Raw genomic sequence first — 17950 nt, forward strand, 5'->3', positions numbered from 1 at the left:
GTTTGGTTAATGGAATCTATGGCAGAAATTACAGAATCTCAAAAATTTGATGCATTTGGCAAAGAGTGGTGGAGTCCGAAAGGCAGGTTTGTATCGCTTCACAGGATTAACCCTTTAAGATTTTCATATTTTTCAGGCAAGGTTGAAGGAGGTCTCAAGGATAAAAAGGTTCTTGATATAGGCTGCGGGGGCGGCATACTTTCAGAGGAATTTGCAAAGACAGGGGCTTTTGTTACAGGGATTGATTTATCCCCTGTTGCAATTGATGCTGCAAAAGGACATGCAAAGGAACAAGGACTTGATATTGATTATAAGGTGTCTTCTGTTTCTCAACTCCGAACTCCGAACTCCGAACTCCGAACTTACTTTGACATCGTTATCTGCGCCGAGGTTCTGGAGCATGTGGATGACCTTTCAAAATTTCTGAAAGACGCATGCAGTCTTTTAAAAATAGGCGGCTATTTTTTTTTCTCAACTCTGAATAAGACCCTCTCATCAAGGTTTTTTGCCATATTCATGGCAGAGAACATCTTAAACATGGTTCCAAAAGGCACGCATGATTTCAAAAGATTTATAAGACCATCTTTTCTTGTAAAACTTTTGCAGGAAAATGGTGTAAGTGTTGAAGAGATTAAAGGAATGAGATTTGACCCCTTGCTCTTTGATTTCAGGATTTCAGACAATACAAGTATAAACTACTTGGGGTATGGAGTAAAAAATGGGAGGACAAATGGGCATCCTTGATAACAAAAAGGCAATAATCTTTGGTGTTGCGAATGAAAGAAGCATTGCATGGGCAATAGCACAGGCTTTGCAAAGAGAAGGCGCTGAACTTGCATTTACATACGCAGGCGCTGTGCTTGAAAGCAGGGTGAGACCCCTTGCAGAGTCTATTGGTTCAAAACTCATTCTGCCATGCGATGCAACAAACGATGCAGAGATAGATGCTGTTTTTGAAAATATAAAAAGTCAGTGGGGCGGTCTTGACATCCTTATTCATTCCATTGCATTTGCAAATAAAGAAGAATTAAAAGGCATGTTTGTTGACACATCAAGGGATGGATTTAAACTTGCGATGGATGTGAGCGCATATTCCCTTGTGGCTTTGGCAAAGCGGGCATATCCCCTTATGACAAACGGCGGCAGTATAATAACAATGACATATTACGGAAGTGAGAAGGTTGTGCCTAACTATAATGTAATGGGTGTTGCAAAGGCGGCATTAGAGGCAAGTGTGAAATATCTTGCAGCAGACTTGGGGCAGAAAAACATAAGGGTTAATGCCATATCAGCAGGTCCTATTAAAACCCTTGCAGCAATGGGTATAAGCGGATTCAGAGATATGCTGCAGGTTGTTGAAGGTAAAGCCCCTCTCAAGAGAAATGTTACGACAGAGGATGTGGCAAATACAGCAGTCTATCTGGCAGGCAGTCTTTCAAGCGGCGTAACAGGGGAGATTATATATGTTGATGCAGGTTATAACATTGTAGGGATGTAATACGAAACCCACATGAAAATGGGGAGGATTTAGTCGCCCATTTTCGGGATAATTCTTATCGGTTTAAGAAAGGACGGACATGCTTAAGGTCAGTGGTTTGGAAAAATCATACGGAAGACAGGTGATTTTTGACAATGTGAGTTTTGTAATGAATCCCGGGGAACGGATTGGATTAGTCGGCAGGAACGGGCACGGCAAAACAACACTCTTCAAGATGATCCTCGGAGAGGAAGAGCCGGACTCAGCCGTTATCAGCATTCCGAATTATTATACTATCGGTCATCTTTCCCAGCATATCCGTTTTACTGAAGATACTGTTCTGAAAGAGGGATGCATTAGTCTTCCTGTATCTGATGATGGGATTGATGAAAGTTACAAGGTAAAGAGCATCCTCATGGGTCTCGGATTTTCTACGGATGATTTTGACCGGAGTCCTTCCATGCTCTCCGGCGGATACCAGATTCGTTTGAACCTTGCCAAAGTGCTGGTCTCAGAGCCTAACCTCCTCCTTCTTGACGAGCCGACAAATTATCTGGACATTGTATCCGTGCGGTGGCTGACGAGGTTTCTCCGCAATTGGAAAGGCGAACTCATAATCATCACACACGACCGTGAATTTATGGACAGCGTAACAACTCACACTATGGGCATTCACCGCTGCAAGATGAAGAAGATTGCCGGGCCTACCCAAAAATTTTATCAGCAGATAGCGCAGGAAGAAGAAATCCATGAGAAGACCCGCATTGGAGATGAAAGAAAACGTGCAGAGGTGGGGGACTTTATAAACCGCTTCAGGGCAAAGGCATCCAAGGCAAAGGCTGTTCAGTCGCGGGTAAAGGCGCTTCTTAAGATGGAAAAACTTGACAAACTGTCGGATATACGAACCCTTGATTTTTCATTCAAGTCCGCGCCCTTTCCGGGCAAATGGCTGATGAATGCGGCAAACATATCGTTTTCTTACCATCATGATAGTCTGCCGCTTATTAACGGCTTGGACATAGCAGTTGGGAAAAACGACAGGATTGCCATTATAGGCAAAAACGGAAAAGGCAAGACTACCCTCTTAAGCATACTTGCAGGCGAGTTGCAGCCGCAGACAGGAGCGGTGCAGCACAATCAAAATTTATCTATCGCCTATTTCGGTCAGACCAATATCAACCGCCTTAACCCTCAAAAAACCGTTGAGATGGAGATTATGGACACGCATTCGGATTGCAATATGGGCGCTGGCCGCAAGATATGCGGAATCATGATGTTTGACGGCGACAAGGCTCTTAAAAAGATAGAGGTGCTTTCTGGCGGCGAAAAGAGCAGGGTTTTACTTGGGAAACTGCTGGTAACCCCTGCCAATCTGCTTCTCTTGGACGAACCTACCAATCATCTGGATATGGACTCTATTGATTCCATGGTTGAGGCTATTGAGGCATTTGACGGCGGTGTGATTATCGTAACTCACAGCGAGATGATTCTCAACAGTGTAGCCACCCGGCTTATCGTATTTGACAACGGCAAGGTAGAGTTGTTCGAGGGAACCTATCAGGAATTTTTGGATCAGGTAGGATGGGAAAGTGAGAGGGCGGAAGAGGCTGACAACAGCCGTCCAATCAGCAAACAAAACAATAATATCAATAAAAAAGAGATGCGGAGGCGGAGGTCTCAATTAAACGAAAACCGTTCAAAGATATTAGGACCTCTGCAAAAGATGATTGCTGCTGTTGAAAAGAGCATCATGTTTTTGGAAAAGGATGTGGAAAATGAGAGCCGAATCCTTGTTGAGGCTTCGGAAAAGGGAGATGGCGAAACCATATCAACGGCATCCGTTTTCATTCATAAATTGAACAGTCAGATTGAAACCCTTTTTAAGGAGTTGGAGTCCTTAACCAGTGAGCATGATGCGAAGTCCAAAGAATTTGAACAAAGGATGATAGAATTGATAAGTCCTGACTCATCATCATTTACATCAACCCCTGCTGTTATGCGCACGGCAGAAACAAGCGACATTCTGTATAAGTCTTCATAAGAAATTAAGGTTAAATGATTAACCCGAAAAATGTATTTGGTTTTTATTTTTCTGGTTAATTATTTCTTAAGACCGTATCAATCTTCCAGTTTTCATCATCCCTTTCAGGATAGTCAATATTATAATGGAGTCCGCGGCTCTCCTTTCTTTTTATTGCTGACATTATGATTAAATCTGAAACTGTTGCAATGTTTCTGAGTTCAATCAGGTTGCTTGTTACCACAAAGTTCCGGTAGTACTCATCTATCTCTTTTTGCAGAAGGTCAATCCTCCGCTTTGCCCTTTCAAGCCTTTTATTGGAACGGACTATGCCAACATAGTTCCACATGAGCCGTCTGATTTCATCCCAGTTCTGTGTGATAACAACAGCCTCATCACTGTCAACAGCGCCGCCTGCCTGCCACTCAGGAATATCGGGGATTATGATTGTTTTGTCTTTTGCAATATCCTTTGCCATGACATACGCCCTGTTGGCAAAGACCATTGCCTCAAGGAGGGAGTTTGACGCAAGTCTGTTTGCCCCGTGCAGACCTGTGCATGCGGTTTCACCTATGGCAAAAAGCCTCTTGATGTTTGTCTCTCCAAAACTATCTGTTGCTACGCCGCCGCACACATAATGAGCAGCAGGGACAACAGGGAGCGATTCCTTTGTCATGTCATAACCAAACGACAGGCATTTTTCGTATATATTGGGGAATCTGTCTTTTATAAATTCAGGCTTCTTATGGGTTATATCCAAGAATACGCAGTCATCACCGCTTTTTTTAAGTTCAAAGTCTATTGCCCTTGCAACAATATCTCTCTGGGCAAGTTCTTTCAAAGGATGATACTTTTCCATAAACCTTGTTCCATCTTTAAGCCGCAAAATCCCGCCCTCTCCCCGCACTGCCTCTGATATAAGAAAGTTCTTTGCCTTTGGATGATACAGGCATGTAGGATGAAACTGGATAAACTCCATATTTGCAACTACTGCCCCTGCCCTGTAACTTACAGCAATGCCGTCTCCTGTTGCCACATCAGGGTTGCTTGTGTATATATACACCTTTCCTGCGCCGCCTGTTGCCAGAATCGTGGTCTTTGCCAGAAATGTATGGATTCCGCCTGTGTTCTTATCAAGGGCATATGCCCCCCAGCACATATCCTTTTCGCATTTTTCAACAAATTTTTAATGTGTAATAAGGTCTACAGCAATATGATTTTCGTATATGACAATGTTTTTTTCAGCATCAACTGCCCGGAGCATTGCCTCTTCAATCTCCCTGCCTGTAAAATCTTCAGCATGGACAATCCTTCTTTTTGAATGCCCGCCTTCTTTGCCTAAATCCAGTTCTGTTTCATCATAACCTTTTCTTGTAGTAAATCTTGCCCCAAGGTTAATAAGTTCATATATTCGTTCAGGACCATCATTTACAACAAGTTCAACTATATCAGGATGGCATAAACCTGCACCTGCCTCTATCGTATCTCTTATATGGTTTTCGAAGGTGTCTTCTTTGCTCAAGACAGAGGCAATGCCTCCCTGTGCATAAAAGGTTGCGGATTCAGTCCTCTCCCTTTTTGTGACAACAGAGACACTTCCGTATCTTGCAGCCTTTAATGCAAAGGAAAGCCCGGCAATCCCGCTGCCTATGATAAGAAAGTCTGTTCTAATCTCCAAAGCGCACACACCATAAATTTAAGATTTTTTAAAAGGTTATGATAAAAACCGATGGTTTGTCAAGGCTGGAAAACGGAAAAAAATGGAAAAAACCCTTGACTTTGATTGAATTTGGGTGATAATTATGCAAATAATCCTGCACATTTTTAAGGTAATCAACCTATATTACTTGAGGTTTTATGACAGGGAAAATACTTTTAGCAGACGACAGCGTAACTATACAGAAGGTTGTTTCGCTTATTCTTGCTGATACAGAATACGAATTGGTTTCTGTTAGTGATGGCAATTCTGCAATTGAAAAGATATGTGAAACAAAACCTGATATGGTTATAGTGGATGCTGCAATGCCCGGCAAGAATGGCTATGAAGTGTGCAAATATGTAAAGAATACATCATCTTTAAAGCATATCCCTGTCCTTCTCCTGACAGGAACATTTGAACCAATAAATGAAGAAGAGGCAAAAAGGGCAGGTGTTGATGACAGTATAGTTAAACCATTTGACTCTCAGGAACTGATAGATAAGATTACAAATCTATTCCTGCACCCCAAAATGGTTGAGGATGAACCTGTAACTATGTCCCCGACAGAACCTGCCAATTTAACTGATGATTGGGGATTTGTGGACGAGGATAAAGGGGATTTAAAGGCAAGCAGTATTGATGATATTCCGATAATTGAACCGCTGGAAGAGATAATAGAAGGAACTGATGCTGAATTTGATGCAGATTCTAAACAAGAAACCCATGCACTGAAAGAAACAGAGGAAAGGGTAAAAGAAACCTTGCTGCAGCCATTGTCTCCATCCTTAGAACCTGCAGGGCTTGAGGCAGCAATAAGTTCGCAACTTGAGTACTCTGTGGAAAAAACAGTTGAAGAGATGGCTAAAAAAATTATCCCTGACATTGCAGAAAAAGCAGTAAAAAAAGAGATTGAAAAAATCTTTAATGTGCTATTAAAGACAATAAGCACAGGAACTTAAAAATGGCCGAGACTATTGAAGATTTAAAGTTTTTAGGTGATAGCAACCTGTTTATCTTTGCCCATAAAGAAAGCAAGGCATTAAAGGAACGATTTTTTGAACTATATACCCTTTATAGATTAAGTCAAAATCTAAATCTCTCCCTTCAGGTAACAGAACTCTTTGACAGCACAGTAAAATTTCTAAAAACCTCCCTCAATATTAAAGATTTCTGCTTTATGCTTCTGGATGAGGAATGCGGCGAACTCAAGGTGTGGAAGGCAAACGGAATCACCCACGATGAAACAGAGGATATAACATTTAAATTGGGTGAAGGAATTACAGGGATTGTAGCATCTACAGGCGAGTCTATTCTGATTCAGGACATTAGTAAAGATAATAGATGCATAGATTGTAAGGAAATTATACCTTCTGTAGGCTCACTTCTGGCAATACCAATGATAAGTAACGGCAATACAGTGGGGGTCATGACCATCCATAAACAGGATATTAATGCCTTTAAAGAAGATGATAAAAAATTTTTTAGTGCCATAGCATCAACAGTGGCAAATAGCATTGACAGGGCAAGGTCCTATGAAAAGGCACAAAAAGAGTCTATGATTGATAGTCTAACAGGACTATACAACAGGAGATTCTTTTCTGACAGCATAATCAGGCAGTCAAGCAGGGCAGTTAGATACGGCGAAACCTTTTCCATTATTATGCTGGATATTGACCATTTTAAATATTTTAATGACACATACGGTCATATTGTTGGTGATGAAATACTTAAAAATCTGGCATCAATCATCAGGGCAAATATAAGACAGAGCGATATCGTTGCCAGATATGGCGGTGAGGAGTTTGTAATACTCCTGCCCAGAATATGTAAGGAGGACGCTGTGCTCACCGCTGAAAAGACAAGGCTCATGGTTGAGGAGAAACTTGCCCAAAGTATAACAGGTAAAGATATTGAAAAAATAACCATAACTTTAGGTGTGGCAGCATATTCACAGGATGGGACTACACCAGAAGAGATTACTAACAGTGCAGACAGATTTATGCTCATGGGCAAACAAAAGGGACGAAATAAGGTGATTTGGAGTTTATCAGGGGACAAGGAATATATCGCATATGAAAAGAGGGTATCTACAAGATATGTTACGGTTTTAAAAGGCGCTCAAAATGTCAATGTAAATACAAATCAGGCATCTTCTTTTATTGAAATCAGGACAGAAGAAGAGTGGAAGATGTGTGTGTTAAAGGATATCAGCAAGACAGGGTTTAGAGGAGAGGTTGAATTTGAAACCAAAATAGAAGATACATATACAGGGAATGTGCCTCTGGCTTCACAAGAGTCTAATCCTTTTTCCATGAAAGTTGTTTATGTAAAGAAAAATCAGCATAACAGATACGAGTTTGGGGCAGAAGTCATAGAAGGCAGCGAAAACTGGAAAAAGTTTTACATATCAATTTTATATTAAAAAATACTTGTATCTGCCGATTCATCGGCACTTATTTATCAGGGATAGATTTGAAATCTGTCCCTGATTGACATGGGGATTATTCTTAATCCCCATTTTTATATCTATGGGTAAGAATTTTTTGTAATTGCAGACCTGCAGCCGCAGGCTTTAGCCTGCGTAAAAATATCGCAAACTAAAGTTTGCGGCTACAAGAGGCTCTATGAACAAAAAAGAACTTAATAAGGTCTATAATCCAAAAACCATTGAAGAAAAGTGGGCAAGGTTCTGGCTGGATGAAAATATCTTCCATGCTAATACGGAGTCTAAAAAGCCAGCATTTGCAATGGTGATTCCTCCGCCGAATATCACAGGTTCACTTCATATTGGTCATGCCTTGAATAATTCAATTCAGGACATCCTTGCAAGATACAAACGGATGAAGGGTTTTAAGGTCCTTTGGCTCCCTGGCACAGACCATGCAGGCATTGCAACCCAAAATGTAGTTGAAAAACAAATTGCGTTAGAAGGCACAGACCGTCACAAAATCGGAAGAGAGAAATTTATTGAAAGGGTCTGGAAGTGGAAAGAGGAGTCTGGCGGACAAATCATAAATCAGTTAAAAAGACTCGGCTCATCATGCGATTGGGCAAGGCTTCGTTTTACAATGGATGAAGGGCTGTCAAAGGCTGTGCGTGAGGTGTTCGTAAGGTTATACAATGAAGGATTGATATACAGAGGGGACTATATCATAAACTGGTGTCCAAGATGTCATACCGCTTTATCTGATTTAGAGGTTGAGACAGAGGAAACTGACGGCAGCCTTTATTACATAAATTATCCAATCGCAGATGTGGGGACAGATTTAAAATCTATCCCCAGTTTTTTGACTGTTGCGACAACAAGACCTGAAACAATGCTCGGCGATACTGCAGTTGCAGTCCATCCAGATGACAAAAGATATAAATCGTTTATCGGCAAGACGCTTATCCTGCCGCTCATTGAAAGGGAGATTCCAGTTATTGCGGATTCAACTGTCAGTACGGAGTTTGGCACAGGCGCAGTCAAGATTACACCGAGCCATGATTTTAATGATTTTGAGATGGCTAGAAGGCATAACCTCCGGTATCTCAAGGTAATGGATTTAGAAGGCAGGATGAATGAGAATGCAGGCATCTATAAAGGTATGGACAGGTTTGCATGCCGTAAAAAGGTTGTAGAGGATTTAAAAGAACTGGGGCTTCTGCAAAAAATAGAAAAATACAAAATCAATCTCGGACACTGCTACAGGTGCAAAACTGTTGTTGAACCGACAGAATCAAAACAGTGGTTTGTAAAAATCAAGCCTCTGGCAGAGCCAGCAATAAAGGCTGTGGAGGACGGCAGGACAAGGTTCATTCCAAAGAATTGGGAGAATACATACTTTGACTGGATGAGGAACATCCGTGACTGGTGCATATCAAGGCAAATCTGGTGGGGGCACAGAATACCTGCATGGTACTGCGAGCAGTGTGATTTTATAACGGTTTCAGCAGAAGAACCAGAGGTCTGCGAAAAATGCAAATCCCCTGAAATCCAGCAAGAGACCGATGTCCTTGACACATGGTTCTCTTCAGCCCTCTGGCCTTTTTCAACATTAGGCTGGCCAAATGAAACAAAGGAACTTAAAACCTTCTATCCCACATCAACACTTGTAACGAGTTTTGACATTATATTTTTCTGGGTGGCAAGGATGCTCATGCTCGGTTTAAAATTCATGGATGATGTGCCGTTCAGAGATGTGTATATCCACGCACTTATAAGGGATGCCGAAGGGCAGAAGATGAGCAAGTCAAAGGGCAATGTCATTGACCCGCTTGTTATGATGGAAAAATACGGAACTGACGCATTCAGATTTACCCTCGCAGCAATGGCTGCGCAGGGAAGGGACATAAAACTTGCAGAGGAGAGGATTGAAGGCTACAGAAACTTTGCAAACAAGATTTGGAATCTGGCAAGGTTTACGCTAATGAGTTTAGGAGTTAAAAAATCAACTCCTCAACTCCTCAACCCCTCAACTCCTCAACTCTCTCTTGCTGATAAATGGATTTTAACCCGCCTGAATAAAACCATTGAAGATGTTACAAAGGGCATTGATGAATATTCTTTTGACCATGCTGCAAATGCAATCTATCAATTTATATGGCATGAACTCTGCGACTGGTATGTGGAACTTATAAAACCTGATTTAAGGGGAGATAATGGGGATGAGAAAAAAAAGGACAGCCAGATGGTTCTGTTAAAGGTCTTGCAGGATTCCATGAAACTACTACACCCATTTATGCCGTTTATAACAGAGGAAATCTGGGAAACTATTACAAGTCAGGAGTCAGGGGTCAGGAGTCAAGGGTCAGGGAAAAGCATTCAGGATACAGCATTCCCTGAAGTAGATGAAAAAACTATATTTAAAGATGATGAAATCAAGATGAATAGACTAATGGATGTTATAAAGGCAATAAGGAATTTAAGGAGTGAATTTAATATACCACCATCAGCAAATATAGAGGTAATATGCCATACAGAAAAAGATGATGAAATAGAATTACTGAAAAGTGAAGATGCTTATGTAAAGACCCTTACAAGGTCTTCAGCCTTCGGCCGTGAAAGGCATGCTTTTCACCCTTCAACCTTAAAACTTAAAGATGCTGCCACTGCGGTTGTCGGCGGTATAGAGATATTTATACCGCTGAAAGGATTGATAGATATTTCCGAAGAAACCAGCCGTCTTGGAAAAGAGGTAGAAAAGGTTATGAAAGATATTTCAGGACTTGAAAAGAGGCTCTCAAATGAGGCATTTGTCTCAAAAGCGCCAGCAGAGGTGGTTGAAAAGGACAAGACAAGATTTACAGAACTTACCATGAAAAAGGCAAAGATTGAGGAAAATATACAAAGGCTGAATGGATTGAGATGAAAATCCTTTTTGCTGCATCTGAAGCCACACCATATGCAAAAACAGGCGGTCTTGGCGATGTTTGCGGGGCATTGCCAAAGGCGCTTAATAAACTCGGCTGTGATGTAAGGCTCATAATACCGTTTTATAGACAGATTCAGGAGTCAGGAGTCAGGAGTCAGGAGTCAGGAGAAAAATCAGCAATTAAAGATACAGGGATTCAAGTTTCTGTTAATATCGGCATCAAAGAAACCACTGGACGATTATCTGGATTAACACCTCCAGCCTTGAGCCGCAAAAAGCATGCTTTTTGCCCTACAGTCTATTTTCTTAAATGCGACGAATACTATGACAGGGAATACCTCTATTCTACCCCTGACAGCGACTACCCTGATAATCTGGAAAGATTTGCGTTTTTTTCAAGAGGTGTGCTTGAGGCAGTAAAACAACTGGATTTCAAGCCTGACATCATCCACTGCCACGACTGGCAGACAGGGTTAATACCAGCATATCTCAAGACTGTATATAAGAATGTCCCTTTCTATGCAAACATAAAAACCTTGTTTACCATCCACAATATCGCTTATCAGGGACTATTCCCGTCACATATGTTTCCAATAACATGGCTTCCTGATTATGTTTTCAATCCAGAAGATATGGAATTTTGGGGACAAATCAACCTTCTTAAATCAGGCATTGTATTTTCAGATATGATAACAACAGTCAGCAAAAAATATTGTCAGGAGATACAAACCCCCAAATTTGGGTTTGGGCTTGAAGGCGTACTAAATACAAAGAAGGATAAACTCTTTGGCATATTGAATGGTGTTGACTATGACGAATGGGATCCTGCAAAGGATAAATTTATCCCGGCAAACTACACCCAAAAAAATTTATCAGGCAAGATATTATGCAGAAAGGCATTACTTAAAGAGTATGGGTTAAAAATCCCTGACGATATACCTTTAATCGGCATAATATCAAGATTTACCAGCCAGAAGGGTTTTGATATACTTTCAGAGGCAATGGACAATATTATGTCAATGAATATTGGAATGGTGGTGGTGGGCTCGGGTGAGAGGAAATACAGTGGCATGTTTGAATCCCTTGCAGGGATATATCCTGAAAAACTTGGCGTGAAGATTGCCTTTGATGACAAACTGGCGCATATGATTACAGCAGGCTGTGATATGATACTCATGCCGTCTTATTATGAGCCATGCGGTATGACCCAGATGTATGCCTTAAAATACGGCACAATTCCAATTGTCAGGGCAACAGGCGGACTTGATGATACAGTCCAGAATTTTGATACTGCAGCAGGCAGCGGTAATGGTTTTAAATTCCATGATTATTCACCCGTTGCATTAACCGAAAAGATAAAGAAGGCTTTAGCCGCATTTCATAGTAAGGGGGCATGGGATAAACTAATCCAAAATGCCATGTCTTTAGACTTCTCATGGGAAGGGTCAGCAAAAAAGTATCTTGAGTTGTATCATCTGATAACTTGAATTATGAAACCCTTTACCCAAAAAATGCAGTTGCATTTTTTGGCAGTTTAGCCAAATAGTGTCAAGGCAAAAATCAAGGCAAAAATCTTGTTGCAATGTGGTAATTACATGTGTAAAATTTACCATATGAACTATATGAACATCAGGTCATTAAAATATATCTTGATATTTTTTGTGTTACTGGGGGTAAATTTTCCCGGCACAATTGATGCTCAGGAGGAGATAATCCATCTTGCAAGGTTTGCACAAATAAACAGTATTACTATGTCAGGGTGGCAGATAAAAGAGTGGAAAGGACATGCAGATATAAAGGTTGTTAATACTGATGATGCGGGACAGGTTTTACACCTGAAAAGCAGGGGGACATCTACAGCCCTCTACAAGGAGATAGCTCTAAATATAGCAGAAATACCATATCTCAACTGGCAGTGGAAGGTGACAAAACTTCCTGATGGCGGAGATGTGAGGATAAAGTCTACAGATGACCAGGCAGCCCAAATTTATATTGTGTTCCCAAAATTTCCATTACATGTAAACAGCAGAATCATCGGATACATCTGGGACACAAATGCCCCTCAAGGAAGCATTGCAACAAGTCAAAAATTTTCAAAAACGAAATATATTATCTTAAGAAGTGGAAAGAGCGATATGGGCAGGTGGCTGAATGAGAAAAGAAATGTATATGAAGATTATAAGATGTTATTTGGTGAAGAGCCTCCCAAAATTGGGAAGGTATCTGTTATGATAGATTCAGATGACACAAAGAGCAGTGCCGAGGCATTTGTTGGGGATATATACCTTTCCAGAAACTAACTACTTTTCTGTAAGTTATCTTTTCATCCCCCTTTGCCTGCCTGTGTGTGTTCACACACGCAGACAGGTGAGCCAACAGCTCATGTGGGTTTCATTTTTATAATATCTTGCAAAGCAAAATAGATACAAACCATCACTTCGTTACTTTAGCCCTTCCTATCCCTATACATAAAGAGTTTATCTATAGGATACCTGAAGCATTGTCAGCCTATGTGTCTGTAGGAAAAAGGATTCTTGTGCCATTTGGCAGAAGGATTACAGCCGGATATGCCGTAGGTTTCCCAAAAGAATCCGATACCGCAGGCATTAATGATATAAAATACATAATAGATGTTCTGGATGACAAGCCTATATTTGATGAGAGTAGGCTTGAGTTCTACAAATGGATGTCTCTGTACTATTTTTCTCCGCTTGGAGAGGTACTGAAACTTATTCATCTGCCGCAATCAGATAAAAGATACTTCGCCATAACAGACATGGGTATAGAGTCTTTGCAAAAATCCTTAAAAGACAGTGAAGCCGATATTCTTAAAGTCATTGCAGGCAAAAAATCAGTTTCACTAAAGGTTATTTCAAAGTATACAAGGATTAAAGACCTGCATTCAATTATCTGTGAATTACTGGAAAAGGGACTTATTGCAGAGCTATCAAATACTAAAGACAGTATCAAAGATAAAGAGACCGCATTAGAACAGGGAGACCTTGATGATGAAGAAGATATTTTACATGAACCAAATACAGAACAGTCTTATGCTATCAGCAGGATAGCAGAAAAAGTAAAGAGTCAGAGGTTTTCTCCATTTCTGCTTTACGGTGTTACAGGCAGCGGCAAGACACTTGTTTATCTAAAGGTATTAGAGAAAACTATTGATATGGGTAAAAGGGGTATAGTGCTTGTGCCTGAGATTGCGCTTACCTATGGGCTTGCCAGATATTTGGTTAAAAGGTTTGAAGACAGGGTTGCTGTTATACACAGCGGACTCTCAGATAAAGAGCGGTATGAACAGTGGCGGAGGATACGAGATGGGAATATTGATATTGTTGTTGGTGCAAGGTCATCCCTCTTTGTGCCTTTAGATAATATCGGCATTATCATTGTTGATGAGGAGCATGATACATCCTATAAACAGGAAGAGGGTGTCAGGTATAACGCAAGGGATATCAGCATGATGATGGCAAAAATCCTGAATATAGTGGTTGTGCTTGGTTCTGCAACACCGTCTGTAGAAACATTCTATAATGCAAAAAGCAGCAAGATCTCTCTTTTGCACCTCTCAATGAGGGTTCTTGACAGGCCTATGCCAGAGATAAAAATTGTGGACATGAAAGAAAAAAGTCAGGAGTCAAAAATTTTATCAGAAAGATTCAGAAGTCTTTTAGCAGATGCACTGAGTAAAAAACAGCAGGCAATACTTTTTTTAAACAGAAGGGGATTCGCAAATTTTATAATCTGCAAAGACTGCGGCTATGTATTTAAATGTCTGAACTGCAATGTGTCAATGACTTTTCACAAAAAACAGAATATCATCAAATGCCACTATTGTGACCTATCCATGCCCGTTCCGTCATTCTGTCCACAGTGTAACGGATATAATATAGTTGACATGGGGACTGGCACTGAAAAGGTTGAAGAAGAGATACGGAGATTATTTTCGGATGTTAAGGTTGTTCGGATGGATAGAGACACAACGAGAAAGAAAGGGGCTCATAAAAAGATACTTCGGACAGTAGAAAAAGGCGAGGCAGACATCCTTATTGGCACACAAATGGTTGCAAAAGGGCATCATTTTTCCAATGTTACTGTTATGGGAATAATCTCTGCTGATACCACAATGAACATCCCTGACTTTAGAAGTGCTGAAAAGACATTTCAGATTCTGACACAGGCAGCAGGAAGGGCAGGAAGGGGAGATATACCTGGTAAGGTTATAATCCAGACACTTAATCCTCACCATTATTGTTTTTTTAGCATTATGAACCATGATTATACATCTTTCTTTAATGAAGAGATTGGGAAAAGGAAGGAACTTAACTATCCTCCATTCTATAGACTTGTTAACTTGAGAATAGAGGGGAGTAAAGAAGATAAAGTTATAAAGGCAGCAAATACTCTAAAAAGGGTTGCAGATGGATATATAGGGAGATTTAAAGGGGATATAATCTTGTTAGGTCCAGCACCTACTTTTCTTTCATTCTTAAGAGGAAGATACAGGTGGCATATGCTGGTAAAAGGAAAGAATGTAAAAACACTCCATGATTTTATACATTCTATTAAAAATAGGTTTGAGCAAAATAAAATGACAGGCATTGAACTTGTCATAGATGTTGACCCTATGACTACAATGTAGGGCAATTGTTTTTTCTGCCAAAAAATGCAACTGCTTTTTTGGGATAAATAAGGTATTATACAATCATGGCTGTCTTTGAGATAGTTAAATATCCCGCCCCTTTACTGAAGAAAAAGGCATTACCTGTAGATACTGTAGATGATGAGATAAGGCAGCTTATAAAAGATATGACTGATACAATGTATTTTGCCAAAGGCATAGGACTTGCTGCCAATCAGATTGGTGTTGATAAGAGGGTTATTATAATGGATGTTCCTGATAAGGATAACAGAGAAGGATATGAGAAGGGTAAAAATCTTATAGCGGTTATCAATCCTGAAATATTAGAACAAGACGGTAAGATTGAATATGAAGAGGGTTGTTTGAGCATACCTGGTTTTACTGCTCTGGTAAAGAGGTTTGAAATGATTACAGTTAAGGGGATTGACAGGGATGGCAAAGAGATTGTATTGAAGGCAGAAGGGCTGTTTGCCATTACATTGCAGCATGAGATTGACCATCTGAACGGGATATTATTTATAGACAGGCTCTCCAGTCTTAAAAGGGAGTTTATAAAGAAGAAGATTCTAAAGGCATTGGCAGATGAAACCCATAAAGGTCAAACCCAGACAAAAGGGCTATGAAATAAACTGCAATGGCACTATTGTTGAATAAAAGGTTTAAAATCGTTTTTATGGGCACTCCTGATTTTGCTGCAGAATCACTTCGTGCCATCGTGAAATCATCTGATGAGGTTGCTGTGGTTGTAACCCAGCCTGATAAACCAAAAGGCAGGGGTATGGTGTTTACACCCCCTCCTGTAAAGGTTTTGGCACAGGAATATAATATGCCTGTTTTACAGCCTGAAAGGATTAAAGAGGATTGGTTTATTGAAAGACTTAAAGATATATCGCCTGATATAATTGTGGTTGCGGCATACGGCAGAATTCTGCCCAAAACTATACTGGAAATCCCTCAAAATGGCTGTATAAATGTCCATGCGTCTTTGCTGCCAAAATATCGCGGGGCAGCACCTATAAACTGGGCTATAATAAATGGTGAGAACCAGACAGGTATAACAACAATGCTTATGGACGAAGGTATGGATACAGGCAGAATCCTTTTAAAAGAAATGGTTTTGATTTCTAAAGATGATACTGCAGGAACCCTGCATGACAAACTAAAGGAGGTTGGCGCTGCTGTCCTCTTAAAGACAATTGATGCCATAAGATGCAATGCCGTGATTCCGATAGAGCAGGATAATTCTATGGCAACATACGCACCTGTCTTGAAAAAGATAGATTGCCGTATTGACTGGAATAAGGACGCTGCTTCTATAAGAAATTTTGTGAGGGGACTCAATCCATTACCCTGTGCATTCACACATATAGAAAACAGACTGTTTAAGATATACAGCGGTTTTGTGAAATCTGATAAAGTAAAAGAGGCGACTGGCACTGTTGTTGATGTGTCTTCTGACGGCATTGAAGTTGCTGCAAAAGACAGCATATTTGTAATCACTGAACTTAAGCCTGAGAACAGGGATAAGATGAGCGCTGGAGAATTCATAAGGGGTTATAAGATTGGGAAAGGTCAAATCCTTAATTGACAGAGAAGAAGAGTTTGCAGGACAGGATGGAAGCGTTTCATATAAGCCGCCAAAATCTATATTTATTGCCCTCCTTGCTGCCACAACATTTATCCTGATAGTTGTTGGATTTTTGTTCTGGTATATACCTGCGGTTGGTCTGAATAACATCCACCCTAGTCTGCCGCTCATCTTTGGCATTATAGTTTTAACACTAATCCTGTTCATCTCTACAGCGGCATTTGCTGTAACTATTGCTGTAACGAATGGGAAGGACATATTCCGCTCATACAGATTGAGGGGCATTTTAATAAAGTTCTTTCTGCCGTTAATGGTGATGCTAGGCGGAATCTTAAAGATACCAAGAATAAAGATAGAACAGTCATTTATAGATGTAAACAATCAACTTGTACGGGCAATGGGCAGGGTGTTACGACCTGAAAATGTCCTTATCCTCATGCCGCACTGTATCCAGTATGTAAACTGTAAAATCAAGGTTACACAGGATATAAGGAATTGTGCTGCTTGCGGAATGTGTGAGATAAAGGATTTGCTGGGTATTATGACTGAATTTGGCATAGATATATATGTCCTGACAGGCGGAACAATTGCCAGAAGAAAGGTGTATGAAAAAAGACCTGATGTTATTGTTGCTGTTGCATGTGAAAGGGATCTGACAAGCGGCATTCAGGATGCCTATCCGATACCTGTGATGGGTATAGTCAATAAAAGACCGCAGGGTTACTGCATAGGCACAGGTGTTGATGTCTCAATGGTGAGGGATGCGATAAGGGGTGTTATTGGCAGGGCTTAATCCCTTTAGTTTTTCTCTTATCTTTTGTAAATTTTCTTCATCTCCGCTTTTAGCATACAGAGCAATCATATGTGTATATATATGTGCAAGCGAGGAGGCATCTTCAGGCGGGGCAGCATTAAGTGCGTCTTTAAACACCTCTTCTGCTGTTTTAAAATCATTTTTGTATGTATATATGACACCTAGTGTATCTGAATAGATATATTTTCTGGAAGGGTCAAGTCTCGCAGCATCCTTTGCAAACCTCTCTGCAGTATTCAAGTCATGCCTGCCGTAAATGTAAAGCCATGCAAGGTTATTATAAAACATGCCATTTGACGGGGATTTCTCTATAGCGGACAGATAAGAACTTTCCGCCTCATCATAAGAAC

At 40.5% G+C, this 17950-nt stretch carries 13 protein-coding genes and 1 pseudogene; 12 read left to right on the forward strand and 2 right to left on the reverse strand.

Translation table 11 applies throughout. The features are described from left to right. Nucleotides 1-9 precede the first annotated feature (9 nt). The 3 genes from ubiG (at nucleotide 10) to HZC45_00650 (ending at nucleotide 3518) form a co-directional block, all read left to right on the forward strand. Nucleotides 10-744: a bifunctional 2-polyprenyl-6-hydroxyphenol methylase/3-demethylubiquinol 3-O-methyltransferase UbiG gene (gene ubiG / locus HZC45_00640; protein MBI5681678.1), complete on the forward strand. Its 735-nt coding sequence runs from the start codon at nucleotides 10-12 to the stop codon at nucleotides 742-744. Beyond that, nucleotides 731-1498 (forward strand): enoyl-ACP reductase FabI, encoded by a 768-nt coding sequence (fabI, locus tag HZC45_00645; GenBank protein MBI5681679.1) that lies wholly within the window; start codon nucleotides 731-733, stop codon nucleotides 1496-1498. Before ubiG ends, fabI begins: the two co-directional genes overlap by 14 nt. A 79-nt stretch (nucleotides 1499-1577) precedes the next feature. Then, nucleotides 1578-3518, forward strand: coding sequence for an ABC-F family ATP-binding cassette domain-containing protein (locus HZC45_00650; GenBank protein MBI5681680.1), 1941 nt, complete (start codon nucleotides 1578-1580; stop codon nucleotides 3516-3518). Nucleotides 3519-3573: 55 nt separating this feature from the next. Here HZC45_00650 and nadB read toward each other — a convergent pair. Continuing rightward, nucleotides 3574-5175: pseudogene (gene nadB, locus HZC45_00655) on the reverse strand (L-aspartate oxidase). Between the two features lie 179 nt (nucleotides 5176-5354). On the opposite strand from nadB, the gene HZC45_00660 reads away from it, so the two are divergent. The 9 genes from HZC45_00660 (at nucleotide 5355) to HZC45_00700 (ending at nucleotide 17579) form a co-directional block, all read left to right on the forward strand. Beyond that, the gene (locus tag HZC45_00660; GenBank protein ID MBI5681681.1) at nucleotides 5355-6155 is read left to right on the forward strand and encodes a response regulator; all 801 of its coding nucleotides are present in this window, start codon (nucleotides 5355-5357) and stop codon (nucleotides 6153-6155) included. 2 nt (nucleotides 6156-6157) lie between these two features. Further along, nucleotides 6158-7618, forward strand: coding sequence for a sensor domain-containing diguanylate cyclase (locus HZC45_00665; protein ID MBI5681682.1), 1461 nt, complete (start codon nucleotides 6158-6160; stop codon nucleotides 7616-7618). 202 nt (nucleotides 7619-7820) lie between these two features. Continuing rightward, the gene (locus HZC45_00670; protein ID MBI5681683.1) at nucleotides 7821-10547 is read left to right on the forward strand and encodes a valine--tRNA ligase; all 2727 of its coding nucleotides are present in this window, start codon (nucleotides 7821-7823) and stop codon (nucleotides 10545-10547) included. Then, nucleotides 10544-12037, forward strand: a complete 1494-nt coding sequence (glgA, locus tag HZC45_00675) for a glycogen synthase GlgA (protein MBI5681684.1) — start codon at nucleotides 10544-10546, stop codon at nucleotides 12035-12037. Before HZC45_00670 ends, glgA begins: the two co-directional genes overlap by 4 nt. Nucleotides 12038-12211: 174 nt before the next feature. Further along, complete coding sequence (locus HZC45_00680) at nucleotides 12212-12850, forward strand: DUF3047 domain-containing protein (protein MBI5681685.1); 639 nt, start codon at nucleotides 12212-12214, stop codon at nucleotides 12848-12850. A 107-nt stretch (nucleotides 12851-12957) separates the two neighbouring features. Further along, nucleotides 12958-15198 carry a primosomal protein N' gene (gene priA / locus HZC45_00685; GenBank protein ID MBI5681686.1) on the forward strand — a complete coding sequence of 747 codons (2241 nt, stop codon included), beginning with the start codon at nucleotides 12958-12960 and terminating at the stop codon, nucleotides 15196-15198. 65 nt (nucleotides 15199-15263) lie between these two features. Then, nucleotides 15264-15821 (forward strand): peptide deformylase, encoded by a 558-nt coding sequence (def, locus tag HZC45_00690; protein MBI5681687.1) that lies wholly within the window; start codon nucleotides 15264-15266, stop codon nucleotides 15819-15821. Nucleotides 15822-15871: 50 nt separating this feature from the next. After that, complete coding sequence (locus HZC45_00695) at nucleotides 15872-16786, forward strand: methionyl-tRNA formyltransferase (GenBank protein MBI5681688.1); 915 nt, start codon at nucleotides 15872-15874, stop codon at nucleotides 16784-16786. Next, nucleotides 16761-17579, forward strand: a complete 819-nt coding sequence (locus tag HZC45_00700) for a DUF116 domain-containing protein (protein ID MBI5681689.1) — start codon at nucleotides 16761-16763, stop codon at nucleotides 17577-17579. Before HZC45_00695 ends, HZC45_00700 begins: the two co-directional genes overlap by 26 nt. On the opposite strand, the gene HZC45_00705 is transcribed toward HZC45_00700, so the two are convergent. Then, a partial coding sequence (locus HZC45_00705) for a tetratricopeptide repeat protein (protein ID MBI5681690.1) occupies nucleotides 17535-17950 on the reverse strand: 416 nt, incomplete at its 5' end. The two genes, HZC45_00700 and HZC45_00705, sit on opposite strands and share 45 nt — an antisense overlap.

The sequence above is a fragment of the Deltaproteobacteria bacterium genome (assembly GCA_016223005.1).
In the GTDB taxonomy this organism is placed as follows: domain Bacteria; phylum Desulfobacterota; class GWC2-55-46; order UBA9637; family GWC2-42-11; genus JACRPW01.